This window comes from Chryseobacterium sp. KBW03 (assembly GCF_003852415.1).
Taxonomy (GTDB): Bacteria; Bacteroidota; Bacteroidia; order Flavobacteriales; family Weeksellaceae; genus Chryseobacterium; species Chryseobacterium viscerum.
In genome coordinates this window covers 245710-262134 of record NZ_QAJO01000004.1, presented here as the reverse complement: position 1 = coordinate 262134, position 16425 = coordinate 245710, and the positions used below count along the sequence as shown (strand labels likewise).

The following is a 16425-nucleotide window of genomic DNA, read 5'->3' as shown; positions in this document are numbered from 1 at the left end:
GAAGATTTACAAATTAACCAATTTGCGTGACCTATTCTGCAGTGTGCTTATCAACACTGGTGATATTTTCCGGAGTCCATTCTACACGTTTTACGAAGTCTTTTTCACGGACAGGACATTCTTTGATCTGGCAGACCGGGCATGAAATCGGTTTACAGTCATCCATATGAAAATTGAACTCAATACTTCTTTTCATATTTTTAGCAAGAAGGATAATTACTTTTTCCATCTCACCATGAGCATCCCGAAGGTCATAATACCACGGAAGGGTAATATGAGCATCAATATGAAGAGAAGAACCAAACTGCTGAATTTTCATATTGTGTACATCAATCCATTCTACGTGTCTGTTTTCTTCAAGAATTCTGATCACCTGGTTTAGTATTTCAGGATCCTGTTCATCCATAATACCGCTCAACGATTTTCGGACGATTTTATAGCCTACAAAGATGATATAAAGCCCAAAAGTTAATGCTACTGCAGAGTCGAGCCAATAGATTTTAGTGAAATAAACAATCACTAAGCTGGCTACCACACCAAGGGTTGTAATGGTATCAGACTGCAGATGTTTTCCTGATGAAATTAAAACCAGAGAATTTTCTCTTTCTCCCTTTTTTATGGAAATATATCCCAGAAGATAATTAATAACGGCAGTGGCAGCAATGATCCATATACCCAGATCTATTTTGCTGAGCGTTTTTCCTACGATAAGACTGTGAATCCCTTCATAAATAATCATAATGCCGGCAATAGCAATCAGGGCGCCTTCAATCCCGGAGGTGACGAATTCTACTTTTCCGTGGCCGTACGGATGGTCTTCATCTTTGGGTTTGGCAGCAAGATGAAGGGAATAGAGCCCCATGAATGCACTGATGACATTGACGATACTTTCCATAGCATCGGAAAATACAGCGTCAGAATTGGTGAGCTTCCAGGCAATAATCTTTCCTACGAAAAGGATGATTCCAAATGCTGCAATCAGCTTTTGAAATCCTATTTTCTCTTTGTGGGTATTTTTCTGGGTATTCATAAAGTGTTTGATAAAAAAAAGAATCTCAATTCTGAGACTCTTTTTTATTTTGTTAGTTTATACTAAGTTGTTTGCTACAAGGTATTCTGCGATTTGTACAGCGTTTGTTGCTGCTCCTTTCCTCAGATTGTCTGCTACGATCCAGAGGTTGAGCGTTTTGGGCTGTGACAGGTCTCTTCTTATTCTTCCTACAAAAACTTCATCTTTCCCTTCTGAGTACAGTGGCATCGGGTAATGGTTGTTTTTCACATCGTCCATTACAATTACACCAGGGGTTTCAGCTAAGATCTTTCTTACTTCATCCAGTTCAAATTCATTTTCGAATTCAATATTTACACTTTCAGAATGTCCTCCCTGTACCGGAACTCTTACAGCGGTTGCTGTTAAGTTGAAGGTATCGTCTCCTAGAATTTTCTTAGGTTCCTTCATCAGTTTGATCTCTTCTTTTGTGTAATCATCATCAGAAAATACATCACAGTGTGGCAATGCATTTTTGAAGATCTGATAAGGATATACTTTTTCGATAGAGTCATTTCCGCTGATCTCACCATTTAACTGGTCTACAGCAGCTTTACCTGTTCCTGTTACAGATTGGTAAGTAGAAACAACCACTCTTTTTAAATCATATTTCTTGTTCAAAGGTCCAAGAACCATTACCAACTGAATGGTAGAACAATTCGGATTTGCAATGATTTTATCTTCTTTAGTCAAAACATCAGCATTGATTTCAGGAACGACTAATTTTTTATCAGGGTCCATTCTCCATGCAGAAGAATTATCAATTACTGTTGTTCCTGCTTCTGCAAATAACGGAGCGAATTCAAGAGAAGTAGAACCACCTGCAGAGAAGATTGCAATATCCGGTTTGGCAGCTATAGCGTCCTTCATGCTTACAATAGTAAATTCCTTCTGTTTATACTTCACCTTCTTGCCTACAGATCTTTCGGATGCTACCGGGATTAATTCTGTTACAGGGAAGTTTCTCTCCTCCAAAACTTTAAGCATAACTTGTCCAACCATTCCTGTTGAACCTACTACAGCTACTTTCATTGATTTAATTAAAAATTTAAGATTAAACTATTTATAAATTATAACATATATAATTTCTTTATCTATTTTAAGCTCCAAAGACTCTTACCCAAGGGAACGCAAATGCAAATAAACCTGCTGCGATCAATCCCATAATAACGATTCCCAGAGAGATCGTGTCGTTGGATTTTACTTTTTTGTTAATAATGGTCATCAACACTGCTGCGATTAACATAGAGAAAGGGTGCTCAACAAATGTTTGTCTGCTGTAAGGGTCTTTCATTAATGTTCCTGCATCTAAAGCAGCTTTGAAACCTGGAGAAAATATGAATAACAAGCATATTCCTAATAAAAACTGAACGTGGAAGAAAATCATCGTGAAGAGCGTTGTCTTCTTTAGAAATTTGTTCACTTTTCCACTGAAGCCAAACATGGTAGCTAAAAGTGCAATGATAAATAATGCAACCAAAAGAAGTTCTAAATATCCAAATCCTTTGTGTGCACTAAGAAAAATCTTGTAAAAATCCATAATCCTATTTTTTTGTACACAAAGATAACAAAAATCCCGGCTCGAAGCCGGGATTGATATTTATAAAATCTAATATTATGATATTATTAGAAGTTGAATGATAAGGTTGCAGCCCAAGTAGTTCCGAAACCGAAATAAGCACGGTTACCAGTTGCAATACCATTGTACATCATACCAAGTTGCTCATATGTCTTCTTTGCTGTGTTGTTTGATCCGTCTGCAAGTTTAGTCGGAACATCATTAGCAAAAATACTTGTAGCAGAGTCAGAGATGTAAATTTTATCAAATAGGTTGTAAACGTTAGCTCCGATAGTGAAATACTGAGCTTCGTTTTGTAATCTGATTTTGTAAGAGAAACCTACATCAAATAAGTTGAAATCGGGTAATTTCAATACTCCTCTTTCTTGTGCAGAAACATTGGTGAACGCTCCTACATCAACTGTAGAGTATAATTTACCAACATATCTCCATGTTCCAAAGATATTAAGGTCTTTTACTGGTTTTACAGTAAGTCCTAATGAAGCAGTCATTTGAGGGATACTGTTGTTGCTTGATCCTCCAACTTTTACTTTATCCAAATATAATTCATTACCTGAAGCTCCAGATAAAGTAAGCGGGTTGTTGTTATCATCAAATGCAGCTACAGAAGCATTTCCTTTGTAATAATAATCTCCCCAAGAGAACATCCCCTGAATTTCTAAGAAGCGGTTAGGTTTGTATACTCCATCAAATTCTACACCTTGGTGAACCTCAGTAATACCGTTGATTTCTGCATAACCTGTAGTTGTTGTATTGTCAGGTAATGTAAACGTTTGACTAGTTTTTCTCAACCATCTGTTTTTCCATTGTGTTCTGTATACGTTAACATTTGCACTGAACTGTCCAGATCTGAATCCATATCCAATTTCAGCAGAAGAAATCTTCTCGTTAGTTAGACTTGGATTTACAAGTTGTTGGTTACTTGGATAAACTGTGTTAAGGAAAGGCTGCTTGCTATAGTACCCTAAGTTAGCAAAAACGTTGTGGTGTTCGTTAATGTTATAGTTAGCACCCCCTTTAATATTATATCCAAAAAGGTTTTTAAATCCTGTTTTAGTATTTACAGTTTGACCTTTTAATGTACTTCCGTCTACTACATAGTTATCAATTCTCTGATATCCTTGGTTTGATACGGAACCTTGTAAGAATGCAGATAGGTTATCTTTAGTATATTCTACCTGTGCAAATCCACTGTACCAAAGTACTTCTCCGTCGTTGCTGTATCCTACCTGATCTTCAGCTGGAGCCATTTTACCTCCGAAAGGATTCCAAGCAAGTTTTTTGTAATCATAAAGAGCATTTACGATTCTTGGTGCTGCTATGTTTTTGTTCGCATTATCTTTGTATCCTGCAGCTCCGTAAAGATCTGTAAGAACTTGATAGTGGTAACCATAGTAATATCTATCATCTGTCCCTATTGAGAAGTTCCAGTTATCGTTGATTTTATGTTGGAAGTTAGCTAAGATACCATACCAGTTGTGAGAGTTGATATTTGATCTACGAACCAAAGTACTTCCTGCACCTGCAGTATTTAAATTAACAGCTGCGTTAGCTGCAAAAATAGCGTCATAGTTGAAGTGACCTGCTGTATCGTAGAAATCAGTAATTCCTTTTCCACCTACTCTACCAAGTTCACCAGTTCCACCACCTCTACCGTTAGACATGTATAAAACTGTACTTAACTTAGACTTTTCGCTCATTGTCCAGTCCCAGTTCAACATCATTACCGGCTTAGCATAATAGTTTGATCTGTTAGCTAAAGCAACTTTATTTCCTGAAGCATCAGTGTAGTATCCAAAATCTGAATTATATCTTCTGTAAGGTGATCCATCGTGATCAGGATTATAGTTGATGTAATTTTGAATAGTTGGAGCAAAAGTTCTTTGATCGTGCCACTGAGGAGCAGAAGTTACAGTAAACTGTAAGTTATGTTTTTTATTGATTTCATACCCTAATGCAAAGAAATATGCATAAGATTCATAATCAGTATTTTCAATATAAGTACCTCCGGCTTGTCTGCTCATTAAGAATGATGCAGAAACACCATCTTTAGATTTCCCTGTATTGTAAGAGAAAGAAGTTTTTAAATAATCGTTGTTACCAACACCTAATCTGATTACCCCTCCTTTTTTCATATCAGCAGAACGGGTAAGGAAGTTTACTGTACCTCCTACAGAAGCAATAGCTAATTTAGAAGAACCTAAACCTCTCTGAACCTGTAATGTACTTGTTACATCAGATAATCCAGTCCAGTTTGAGAAATAAACAGCACCACCTTCCATATCGTTAACTGGCATACCGTTTACCATTACAGCGATGTTTCTTGATTCGAAACCTCTTATTGTAAGACCTCCATCACCAAAACCACCTCCGGATTTTGTAGCGTAAACAGATGGAGTAGTGTTCAAAATCTCAGGTAGCTCTTGGTTACCTAATCTTTCTGCAAGCTGTGCTGCTTTAATGGTAGATGCAGCAACAGGTGTTTTTCTATCTTTAGCGATATCCGTAACACCTCTTAGGATTACCTCATCAATATCTTTGGATTTAGCTTGAGCTGTATCCTGAACTTGTTGAGCGTAATAAACACTAGCTGTAGATAAAGTAATAACCGCAGTTAGTATCGATTTGTTGATTAATTTCATAATCGTTAGTAATAGTTAGATTTAATTTTCTGCAAAATTCGCAAAATAAAATTTAACTATTATTAACTCAATGTTAATTTTTACTCAGTCTTAATAATGTTAATTTGTTGTTTTTCAGTGTTTTGGCTAAAAACCGAATTTTAATATGAAAAAAGTCATGTTATTGTATTTTTAATAAAGTGGGGGTGTTTTTGTTAAAAATTCAACGCTATTTCACTGCTTTGAGACTCAAATCTATATTCTCAGCTGAGTGTGTAAGGGCTCCTACAGAGATATATGTGACTCCTGTTGACGCGATTTCTTTTAACATTTCACGGGTAATTCCCCCTGAAGCTTCAGACTCACATGAACCGTTGATCATTTTTACAGCTTGCTCCATTGTTTTCACATCCATATTATCAAGCATGATCCTGTCAACTTTTGCTTTGATAGCTTCCTGAACTTCTTCAAGATTTCTTGTCTCAACCTCTATTTTTAGCTTTTTCTTATTCTTTTTAACATAATCCTTTGCCATTGCCACGGCATTGGTGATGCTTCCGTTGTAATCAATATGGTTGTCTTTCAGCATGATCATGTCATAAAGACCATATCTGTGATTGGTTCCACCTCCTATTGCAACCGCCCATTTTTCACACATTCTGAAGTTTGGCGTTGTTTTTCTGGTATCTAAAAGTTTAGTTTTTGTACCTACCAATCTTGAATCCCAGTCATGGGTAAGAGTGGCAATACCGCTCATTCTCTGCATGCAATTAAGAACGAATCTCTCTGTGGAAAGGATCGATCTTGCGCTTCCTGTTACAATAAGTGCGACATCTCCGAATTTACAAGGAGTTCCGTCTTTAATAAAAACTTCAACTTTCAGATTTTTATCAAAAGTATTGAAAATGATTTCTGCCAGCTCAACACCTGCAAGAATACAGTCTTGTTTTACTAAAAGCTTTGCACTTTGTACAAGATCCTGAGGAATGGTAGACAGCGTAGAGTGATCACCATCCTGGATGTCTTCTTCAAGTGCATTTTTTATGAATGTCTTTAATGCTTTATCGGTTACGTAGCTTGGTCTTTTCATATTTTTGATTTTAGTAATAAAAGGAAGATCTTTTTCCGAACAATATGTCATGAATGATAAAGAGCAAAAGGACTTCATTTTCCTTAGCATCTATTTTTTCAAAATCTATAATGTCTTTTATTTTTATATTATTTTGATTAATACCTTGAAACTCTAATACTTGTTTTTCTTTTCGCCCTTGCGGTATAAGTTTATAGCTCCATTTAAAATTATCCCAATCATATTCTTGAGTGTAGTAAATGATTTTTTCTTTATTGAATGTTAAAATTGGATATTGAGGATTATTGATATAATAAAGAGTTAAGTGTAGCTTATTATCTTTAATTATATTATTTAAATCAAATTTTAAACTTCCATAATAATCTGGTTTTCCTAAACCTTTCATATTGCATAAAAGATTTAAGACTAAAGGATATTTGGATCTGGGAACAATAATTTTTTTTAATAAAGTTATTCCATATAATCCCAAAGCCAGTCCTGAAAATAGTATTCCTGCAAGAATGACTATATTTGGAAAATCATCATTTTTTCCATTTTTCACCCAAAAATTCAATAATACAAAACCACAAATCAATGAAAGTATCATTCTTGAATAGAATAAAATATTGACTGTTGTAAGGATGTTTAAATTCAGGGTTTTCACTAGTTTAATTAAAATTAAACCAAATCTTTATTATAAAACGCTCCCTTATTCTCGGTCATTTCCATGGACTGGTTAATGATGAGATGGGCAACGGTTGTTAAGTTTCTTAATTCTGAAAGTTGTGGAGAAAGAATAGAGTAGTGGTAGATTTCATCCACTGCTGCTGCAATCTCCTGGTGTTTCTGTAAAGCCATATTCAGACGTCTGTTGCTTCTTACGATACCTACCAGGTCACTCATCATTTCCTGAAGCTGTTTTCTGAGGTAGCTGACGATGACCATTTCATCCATGATTTTCATTCCCTCTTCATTCCATTCCGGAACGGCTTTCAGATCATCAAAGTTGAAGCTGTTTTCATTCAGAAGTGCAACCGTTTTCATGGCAGCATTGTGCCCAAAAACCAAGCCTTCAAGCAATGAGTTGGAAGCGAGTCTGTTGGCACCATGAAGTCCTGAGTTGGTGCATTCTCCTACAGCAAAAAGATTTCTGATGGAAGACTGTCCGTCTCTGTCTACTTCAATACCACCCATTAAGTAATGGCAGGCGGGTACAACAGGAATCAATTGAGTGAACGGATCAATTCCTTCATCTCTGCACTTTTTGTAAATATTTGGAAAATGTTCTAAGAATTTTTCATGATTCATTTCCTTACAATCTAAGCCGACAAATTCGTCTCCGGTAATTTTCATTTCGGCATCGATAGCTCTTGCAACGATGTCTCTGGATGCTAATTCTTCACGCTCGTCATATTTATGCATGAATTTTTCGCCTCTTTTTGTTCTTAATTTGGCGCCGTCTCCACGTACTGCTTCTGAAATTAAAAACAACATCCCATCCATTTTGCTATACAAAGCTGTTGGGTGGAACTGATAATACTGCATATTGGAAACCTTTCCTTTGGCACGGGCTACGAAAGCAATTCCGTCTCCTGTAGCAATGGTAGGATTGGTTGTGTTTTTATAAACATGCCCTGCTCCTCCTGTAGCAACCAGTGTTATTTTAGAAGTGATTTTTTTGATTGTTTTGGATTTTTCATCCAGAATGTAGGCACCGTAGCAGTGAATGTCTCCTTCATTAAGTTCTTTTCCGGGAACATGGTGCTGTGTAATGATATCAATTACATAATGATGGTCGAGAATTTCAATATTCGGGCTGCTTTTGGCTGTTTCCAATAAAGCTCTTTCAATCTCAAAACCTGTAATATCTTTATGGTGGACGATTCTGTTTTCAGTGTGGCCTCCTTCTCTTCCTAAAGCGAATTTGCCGTTCTTCATATCGAACTGAGCACCCCATTCTACAATTTCATTGAACCTTGCGGGAGCTTCTCTTACCACCATTTCTACAACATCACGCTTATTTTCTCCGTCTCCGGCGCGCATGGTATCATCAATATGTTTTTGAAAATTATCATTTTGAAAATCTGTAACGACAGCCAGACCGCCTTGTGCATACTTGGTGTTGCTTTCGTCTTCGTCAGATTTGGTTACAATAATGATTTTGGCATCAGGGAGCTGTTCAGAAACTTTAATGGCATAGGAAAGTCCGGAAATACCGGAACCGATTACTAATACATCCGCTTTTATCATATGCTTACTTTAGGTACAATCGTTTAAAATATTAAATAAATTTAAACAATTTTTCGTTTGGTTTTCTTACTTTTTTCATGTGCTGGAAGTGGTCTTCTTCAGAACGGTAACCTAAAGCTAGGGTAACAGTTACTTTCTCTGTTTCGGGATCAATATTCAGAATTTCTTCTATAAGATCCTGACGGAAGCCTTCCATAGGACAGGAGTCTATACTTTCAATAGCGGCAGCGTACATAAGATTAGCCAATACAATATAAGACTGTTTTTCTGCCCAGTTGAAAATTTCATCCTGTGTTTTTTGGATGATATGCTGATTAATGCTATTTCTGAAAGGATCCAGCTTTTCTACAGGAGTATCCCTTACTTCAGAAATATGATTAAAATAGCCTCGGATATAATTCTCTTCGATGATTTTCTTTGAAATAATGACAACAAGATGAGAACAGGTGGAAATCTGAGATGGATTATAGAAAGCGGGAATCAATTTCTGCTTCATTTCTTCACTCTCAACAATGACAATTTTATAGGGCTGAAGTCCCAGAGAACTGGCAGACAGCTTTCCTGACTCAAGAATGTTGTGAAGAGTTTCCTGAGGAATAATCTGATGATTGAATTTTTTTACAGAATATCTTCTGCTTAAAGCTTCCAAATAATTCATATGACAAATTTAAGAATTGAATATGAATAAAGAGCCGTTAAAATGAAATATCTCCCGCTTGTTAATACAAAAAATCACCCCGACTGGCGGAGTGATTCTTTTGATGTGATGGAAAGTGTAATTATTCTCTGTTTTTTACAACAATCCAGCCTGAGAATTTTATCGGAGTGCTGTTTTTATTATTTTCATTCCATGAAACAGAATACCAGTAATTTCCTGTAGGAACTTTTTTACTTCCATTGGTAGTACCTGCCCATTTGTAGCCATTTGTTTTATCAGCCTGGAACATTTTATAACCATATCTGTCGAAGATGGCTATTTCCAGATTCTGTTTATTGGCAAGAGCAGAATAATCCACAAAATCATTCATACCATCGTCATTTGGAGTGATCACATTAATCAGGTTAGGTACAGTAATGTTGATTTCAACAGGAATACAATTATAACCGTCTCTTACATATATTTTTGCTTCTCCTCTTGCAATATTGGTAAAGACATTAGAATCCTGCCAGCTGATATTATCCATAGAATACTGGTAAGGAGGGGTTCCTCCATTCACATATACAGTAACAGTACTTCCTGAAATATCAATAGTTGTAACCACTGGATTGTCGGAAGGGTATACGGTTACTTTTTGTGTAGCAATACAATCTCCTGTTTTAAGTTTTACCCAGTAAGTACCTACCCCCACATTTTTGATTGATTGTGTAGTTGCTCCCGTGCTCCATTCGTAGCTTTTGAAGCCGGCTCCTGCATCTAATGTGGTTGTATTTTCTATACAGATAGTTTTGTCAAGTAAGGTTCTTGAGTAAACAGGAGCTATTACAGTTAATGTAACTTTAGCGATAGAATAACATCCGTTTGCGCTGAATACTTTAATATATGCAACTCCGTTAGGGGCAATATAGGCAGTTGGAGTAGCGATAGCGTTTGTTCCAGTGATAGCATCGGTCAATGATGGGTAATACTCTTTTGTAAGCCCGCCCTGAGAAACTACCGCTGCTACAAGATTAAAAGAAGCCATAGATGGGTTGCTTTCAATAAAGCATGATTTTATTTCGACATCATTGACAACAACAACGGGATAAATGTTCAGGGTAACTTTAGATGTGCTTACACAACCTTGAGGAGTGGTTACCTTTACATATATTACCGCTGCTGCAGAAGCATAGGCTGAAGGGTTTGTAATTTTGTTGGTGTCATTATTAAGATCGTATAATGTAGGATAGAATTCCTTGGTTACGCCGGCAACAGTTGTTACAGCGGCTGTATTAAGATCAAAGGTTGCTGTTCCTGCATTGTTATTATTACATCCGGTAAGGCTGGCATCCGTTGCTGCAAATGGAGTAGGATTAAGCTGAATAACCCCGTCACCATTGTCACAAAGAGTAGAAGTAGGATCTTTTACAACCACCTTAATCGTTGTATTTCCTGAATACTGGAAACTCGTAGGATTGGCGATAGGAGTAGAGCTTCCCAATACATAATAAGTGAAAATATAATTTCCTGGATTATTTACAAATTGGGAATTATAAGAAGTAAGATCTACAGTACCGTTTCCGGTAGCAGGATTTGTACACACGAATGGAGTGAGTGTATTGCTTAAGATAGGAACTTTATCTACGAATACTTTAACATCTTTAATAGAATGTCTCGCGCTGGCACCTCCGGTTGCTGCAGAGAAACCAAAATATCCCTGTGACATTCCTACTGCACCCCCTGAAGGAGCAAAAGACTGATCTGCGATAAGTACACCGTTTATTCTTACTTTGATGATCCAGTTTGTTGGGTTGGTAAGGTCTGTTTCTCCATTTACTTCAACATGTCTGTAGGTATCTCCTACAAAAGGCTGAGTGGCAATAAGGTCCGGAGAGTGGAATGTACTTCCTGGAGTAGTATTGTATTCGATATTGTTACCTGCTGTATTATTGGTTCCATACAGAATATGAACTTTACTCATCTGGCCTTCGGTGGTGTTGTTGAAGATATCAAAACCAACCATCAGTCCGGAAGCATTGGCGGGAATACCCAGTCCTCCTCCCGAAACGAATCCTGTAGGAGGGTTGGCCAGATACCAAAAGGTAAAGCCGTCTCCTTTTCCAAATTGTGTAGTTCCATTTCCGTCAATTCTGAAATCAAATTCCACTTTCCATTTATCACAATAGCTTAGAGTGATAGGAGTGGATAATTTTACAGCCCCGTATCTGCTGGTCTGATCGGTGGTAAGTCTTACAAAGTCTCCGCTTACTATAGCATCAGAGACAAGATCCCAGCCCGTTATATTTACAGGGTTTCCGGTAAGTTGATATGTTTGAGAGAGTGTTTTTCCCGGCAAGCATAATAAGATAGCCAGCAATAAAATGAGTATATCTTTTTTCATAGTGGATGGATTGTGATGTTATTTGTTCTTAGATATAAAATTGTTTTTTTTAATATTTTAAAAGGGTCTTAAAAGGCAACGCGAGGTGTCAATCTCTGACTGAGCAGTGCCTTTTTTAATACCGAAACTACCCCAAATGAGGTAGTTTCTGATGGTAAAGTTTATTCTCTGTTTTTAACCAATACCCAGCCTGAGTATTTGGTTTCAGTATTGTCTTTATTATTTTCGTTCCATGAGATAGAGTACCAGTAAGTCCCTGTAAGAACTTTTTTCCCGGAAGCTGTTCCGTCCCATGTGAAGTTTCTCATTTTTCCAGCCTCATACAATTTATTTCCGTACCTGTCATAAACAATGAATACCAGATTTTTCTTGTAGGCGAGTGCTGAATAGTCAATGAAATCATTTACATTATCGCCGTTTGGAGTGATTGCATTAATCAGATTTGGTACGGTGATCTGAACTTCAACAGGAGTACAGTTATAAAAGTCTTTCACATATACTCTTACTTCTCCTCTTGCAAGTCCGGTGAATATATTGCTGGTCTGCCAATGCGCTCCATCCAGAGAAAACTGGTACGGAGGAGTTCCTCCTGATACATTGACCGTAATCTTGTTATTATCAATATCAATACTGGAAATCACTGGATTGGCAGATGCTTTTACATTGACAATCTGTGTAGTGATACAGTTTCCGGTTTTAAGTTTTACCCAATAAGTACCTACTCCTACATCTTTAATGGATGACGTTGTGGCTCCGGTACTCCATTCATAACCGTTGAATCCGGGACCTGCGTCCAGATCTGTTTTCTCACCGATACAAATGATTTTATCTTTCAGTACAGAAGATTTTACAGGAGGCAATACAATAAGATTGATTTTAGCAATATTGAAACATCCGTTGGCATCCGTCACTTTTGCGTATACTGCAGTGCTTGTTGACAAATACTGAAGAGGGTTCATGATCTCATTGGTTCCGTCCAGAACATTCGCTATCGATGTGTAATACTTTTTGGCAGCACCGGTAGTTAAGGTAGTCACATCTGCTGTGGTCAAATTAAAAATAGCACTGGAAATATTGTTTTCAATGAAACATGATCTTAGTGTCGCTTCTTTCACGGGAGTGTCCGCGTAGAACGCCAATGTGATTTTTGCTGAACCAGTACATCCCTGCGGCGTTGTCACTTTTACATACACAACTCCGGGAGCAGATATATAATTGTCAGGGTTTTGAATTTCATTCGTATCTGCATTGAGGTCTGCTAACGTTTTATAATATTTTTTAGTAACTCCCGGAACACTTGTAACAGGTGCTGTATTCAGATTGAAAGCGGCAGTTCCTGCCTTGTTATTATTACATACCGTAATGGTTTTATCTTCCGCTTTAAAAGGAGCAAGAACCAATAAAATCTTACCATCGGGGTTATCACACAGCAGTCCCGCATTATCTTTAATAACAACGGTAACGGTTGCGTTCGCGTTGAATTGATAATTGGTAGGAGTTGCAATAGGCGTTGAACTTCCGAATGGATAATAAGTAAATGTATAATTTGAAGGATTACTGACAAATTGCGAATTGAAAGAAGTCAGGTTTACAGATCCGTATCCAGTAGTAGGATTTGGACAGAAAGACTGAGTTGCTGAATTCTGCAAAATAGGAACTTTATCAGTATAAATCTTTACGTTTTTAATAGAATGTCTTGATCTTGCACCTCCTGTAGAAGCCGAAAATCCGAAATATCCTACAGTCATTGCAGCAGCTGTTCCTGAAGGAGCAAAAGATTGGTTACAGATGACGTTACCGTCTATTGTTATTTTTAAGATCCAGCTGGTAGGAGCGGCCGGATCTACCTGTGCCGTTACTTCAACGTGCTTGAATGTAGTTCCCTGAAAAGGTTGGGTTGTATTCAGATCCGGAGAATGGAATGAACTTCCAGGAACATTGAAGAATTCAACGTTATTGGTATCAGAGGTATTTTGGACCTGTCCATAAGCAACGTGTACTTTGCTCATCGTAGCAGTCGTAGTATTGTTATAGGTATCAAGTCCTACGACAAGACCAACTGCATTCTGGGATACTCCAAGGCCAGATCCCAATACACTTGCAACAGGCGGATTGGCCAGATACCAGAAGGCGATACCATCTCCGTTGGAGGTTTGATTGGAATCCATTCTGAAATCGAATTCCACTCTCCATTTGTCACAATACTTTAAGTTAATAGGGTCGTTCAGCCTGATAGAACCGGATTGGTTGTTGGTGTCCGGAGTGAGCTGAATAAAATCTGTGTTTACTTGCGTGGGGGAAACCATCGTCCAGCCAGTAGTAGTCACTGGGTTTCCGATAAGCTGATAAGTCTGGGCAAAGGACTTCCCGACTATACAGAGTAAAAAAACAGATAAATACAATAATAGATTTTTATTCATGTAGATGGGACTTAGATTAATATGTAAAGATATTAAATCCCGATCAAATAATATGTATTTAACGTTAATTCTGTTAAAAGTTTTAATTATATTTTAATAAACAGAGCTTCTTCTGATGAAATAATAAATATAGCGCAGGAGCTTTGTATTTGTTTTAATTAAAATTAAAAGAGAGAATTGCTGTCAAGACCTTCAAAATAGGTGTCAATTTCGAGATCTGAAGAAGCGGCTGCAGCTACGGCTAATTTGTCGCAAAGCTCATTTTCAAAGTGCCCGGCGTGACCTTTTATCCAGTGCATTTTAGGCGTATGCTTATTGTATAGCTCAACGAATTTTTTCCAGAGATCGGGGTTTTTTACATTTTTCCAGCCTCTTTTGATCCATCCGGCGATCCAGTTTTGGTTGATTGCATCAGAGACGTACTTGCTGTCTGTATACACATGGATATCATTTTCTGTGGATTTCAGTTTTTCCAATGCGGTGATGACAGCCAGAAGCTCCATTCTGTTGTTGGTGGTTTTTCGAAAACCTTTGGAAAATGTTTTCTGGTAATTTTTTTCCGGAACACGCATGAGAATTCCATATCCGCCTTTTCCCGGATTTCCGCTGCAAGCCCCATCGGTATAAATTTCGATTCTCAAATCTGCTTTTTAATTGAATTGCTGGTTGTGAAATTGAACTGAACTTTCTTAAACTTCAGTCTTTATTTAAAATGGAAAATCGTCGTCGTCATCAAAGTCATTCATTGAGGAACCGGAAAGTTTTGAGCTGTCCGGAAGGTCAAATGCTGCCCCTGGCTGAATGGTTGTCTTGATTTTATCAAAGCCGCTCGGTTCACTAAAGTTGGAAGGGTATCCACCTCCGGCACCTCCATCAAATGCTGCTTCAATATCAGCAAATTTTGCAAAATGTTTTAAGAAAGATAATCTGACATCTGCTGTAGCACCATTTCTGTGCTTTGCAATAATCAGCTCGGCCTGGTTTTCAGTAGAAGTTTCCTGTCCTTCCTCATCATTATCCCAAACGGTAATTTTATAATATTCCGGTCTGAAGATGAAAGATACGATATCCGCATCCTGCTCGATTGCTCCGGATTCCCTTAGGTCTGAAAGCTGAGGTCTTTTTCCCGGACGCGCTTCCACACTTCTTGAAAGCTGAGAAAGGGCAATTACCGGAACGTTAAGTTCTTTTGCAATCGCTTTTAATGAACGTGAAATCATGGAGATCTCCTGTTCACGGTTCCCGACTCCTTTTCCGCCGCTGCTTCCTGCTGTCATCAGCTGAAGGTAGTCGACCATGATAATTCTTACTCCATGCTGCATTACAAGTCTTCGGCATTTTGCACGGAAGTCGAATATGGAAAGGGAAGGGGTTTCGTCAATATATAAAGGAGCATTTTCCAATTCAGATACATTGGAGAATAGTCTCTGCCATTCTTCATCATCCAAAGTTCCTTTTCTTAATTTCTCAGAAGAAATCCTTGTTTCTGAAGCGATCATTCTGGTAATCAGCTGTACAGATGCCATCTCGAGAGAGAACAGAGCCATTGGGACTTTGTGTCCTACTGCAATATTTCTTGCCATGGAAAGAAGGAATGCCGTTTTACCCATCGCCGGACGTGCGGCAATAATGATAAGGTCAGAATTCTGCCATCCACCGGTTTCTTTATCTACATCTCGGAATCCTGAGGGAACCCCTGAAAGTCCTTCCTTATCTTTTAAAGATTTAATCGTATCAATAGCCTGTTTTACTAATGAATTGGCAGTGTCGAATCCTTTTTTAATCGTTCCGTTAGTGATTTCGAAGAAAGACTGCTCAGCTTTATCCAAAAGTTCAAAAACGTCGGTAGATTCTTTGTATGAAGAATCAATAACATTGGCAGAAACATTAATAAGGCTTCTTAAGATATATTTTTCAAGAATAACACGTACATGATATTCAATATGGGCAGATGAGCTTACTCCCATTGTCAGATCGATGATATAGTGGTCACCGCCTGCCTGGCTTAGTTTATCTTCTTTTTTTAAATTCTGAATAATGGTCATTAAGTCTACCGGTTGGTTTCCTTCATAAAGCTTTAGGATGGTAGAAAAGATGACCTGATGTCTCGGATCATAAAATACTTCTGGAGTAAGAAGGTCAATGGAATGGTCAAGACCTTTTTTGTCAATCAAAAAAGTTCCGATAACAAGTCTTTCAAAATCCACTGCATTGGGAGGCATTTTTCCATCCGCAATAGACAATTCTTTTGCAAAGTTTCCGTGTGTAAGGGATGATAATGTTTCTTTCTGCGCCATGGTGCAAAGATAGTTTATTTAAAAAATAATAAAAAAATAGTATTCAACAAATTGTTAGCAGTCTTTTGGAAAATACTGTAAACAGGAGGTTCGACCTGTTGAT

Annotated in this window: 12 protein-coding genes; all 12 read right to left on the bottom strand. The window is 37.6% G+C overall.

The features are described 5' to 3' along the window. Positions 1-31: 31 nt before the first annotated feature. A complete protein-coding gene (locus tag DBR39_RS09180; RefSeq protein ID WP_124532440.1) occupies positions 32-1030 on the bottom strand; it encodes a cation diffusion facilitator family transporter in 999 nt (332 codons plus the stop codon). Between the two features lie 57 nt (positions 1031-1087). After that, positions 1088-2080, bottom strand: a complete 993-nt coding sequence (locus DBR39_RS09175) for an aspartate-semialdehyde dehydrogenase (RefSeq protein WP_103231998.1) — start codon at positions 2078-2080, stop codon at positions 1088-1090. A gap of 67 nt (positions 2081-2147) precedes the next feature. Next, positions 2148-2588, bottom strand: coding sequence for a hypothetical protein (locus DBR39_RS09170; RefSeq protein WP_109737796.1), 441 nt, complete (start codon positions 2586-2588; stop codon positions 2148-2150). A gap of 86 nt (positions 2589-2674) precedes the next feature. Next, positions 2675-5269 carry a TonB-dependent receptor gene (locus DBR39_RS09165; protein WP_124532438.1) on the bottom strand — a complete coding sequence of 865 codons (2595 nt, stop codon included), beginning with the start codon at positions 5267-5269 and terminating at the stop codon, positions 2675-2677. Positions 5270-5477: 208 nt separating this feature from the next. Then, a complete protein-coding gene (gene nadC, locus DBR39_RS09160) occupies positions 5478-6338 on the bottom strand; it encodes a carboxylating nicotinate-nucleotide diphosphorylase (protein WP_124532436.1) in 861 nt (286 codons plus the stop codon). Positions 6339-6348: 10 nt separating this feature from the next. Further along, a complete protein-coding gene (locus tag DBR39_RS09155; protein ID WP_124532434.1) occupies positions 6349-6981 on the bottom strand; it encodes a hypothetical protein in 633 nt (210 codons plus the stop codon). A 14-nt stretch (positions 6982-6995) separates the two neighbouring features. Beyond that, complete coding sequence (gene nadB / locus DBR39_RS09150) at positions 6996-8567, bottom strand: L-aspartate oxidase (RefSeq protein ID WP_103232002.1); 1572 nt, start codon at positions 8565-8567, stop codon at positions 6996-6998. A gap of 31 nt (positions 8568-8598) precedes the next feature. Further along, positions 8599-9225, bottom strand: a complete 627-nt coding sequence (locus DBR39_RS09145) for an NAD(P)H-dependent oxidoreductase (RefSeq protein WP_103232003.1) — start codon at positions 9223-9225, stop codon at positions 8599-8601. A 121-nt stretch (positions 9226-9346) separates the two neighbouring features. Further along, positions 9347-11605 (bottom strand): gliding motility-associated C-terminal domain-containing protein, encoded by a 2259-nt coding sequence (locus DBR39_RS09140; RefSeq protein ID WP_124532432.1) that lies wholly within the window; start codon positions 11603-11605, stop codon positions 9347-9349. Between the two features lie 161 nt (positions 11606-11766). Then, on the bottom strand, positions 11767-14025 hold the full coding sequence (locus DBR39_RS09135) for a lectin-like domain-containing protein (protein ID WP_124532430.1): 2259 nt from the start codon (positions 14023-14025) through the stop codon (positions 11767-11769). Positions 14026-14189: 164 nt separating this feature from the next. Then, positions 14190-14666, bottom strand: coding sequence for a ribonuclease HI (gene rnhA, locus DBR39_RS09130; RefSeq protein WP_124532428.1), 477 nt, complete (start codon positions 14664-14666; stop codon positions 14190-14192). 66 nt (positions 14667-14732) lie between these two features. Then, positions 14733-16322 (bottom strand): replicative DNA helicase, encoded by a 1590-nt coding sequence (gene dnaB / locus DBR39_RS09125; RefSeq protein ID WP_124532426.1) that lies wholly within the window; start codon positions 16320-16322, stop codon positions 14733-14735. Positions 16323-16425 lie beyond the last annotated feature (103 nt).

What these genes read in the sequence shown, in the direction of transcription:
- DBR39_RS09180 (WP_124532440.1), bottom strand. Translation starts at nt 1,030, where the DNA reads ATGAATACCCAGAAAAATACCCACAAAGAGAAAATAGGATTTCAAAAG.
- DBR39_RS09175 (WP_103231998.1), bottom strand. Translation starts at nt 2,080, where the DNA reads ATGAAAGTAGCTGTAGTAGGTTCAACAGGAATGGTTGGACAAGTTATG.
- DBR39_RS09170 (WP_109737796.1), bottom strand. Translation starts at nt 2,588, where the DNA reads ATGGATTTTTACAAGATTTTTCTTAGTGCACACAAAGGATTTGGATAT.
- DBR39_RS09165 (WP_124532438.1), bottom strand. Translation starts at nt 5,269, where the DNA reads ATGAAATTAATCAACAAATCGATACTAACTGCGGTTATTACTTTATCT.
- nadC (WP_124532436.1), bottom strand. Translation starts at nt 6,338, where the DNA reads ATGAAAAGACCAAGCTACGTAACCGATAAAGCATTAAAGACATTCATA.
- nadB (WP_103232002.1), bottom strand. Translation starts at nt 8,567, where the DNA reads ATGATAAAAGCGGATGTATTAGTAATCGGTTCCGGTATTTCCGGACTT.
- DBR39_RS09145 (WP_103232003.1), bottom strand. Translation starts at nt 9,225, where the DNA reads ATGAATTATTTGGAAGCTTTAAGCAGAAGATATTCTGTAAAAAAATTC.
- DBR39_RS09140 (WP_124532432.1), bottom strand. Translation starts at nt 11,605, where the DNA reads ATGAAAAAAGATATACTCATTTTATTGCTGGCTATCTTATTATGCTTG.
- DBR39_RS09135 (WP_124532430.1), bottom strand. Translation starts at nt 14,025, where the DNA reads ATGAATAAAAATCTATTATTGTATTTATCTGTTTTTTTACTCTGTATA.
- dnaB (WP_124532426.1), bottom strand. Translation starts at nt 16,322, where the DNA reads ATGGCGCAGAAAGAAACATTATCATCCCTTACACACGGAAACTTTGCA.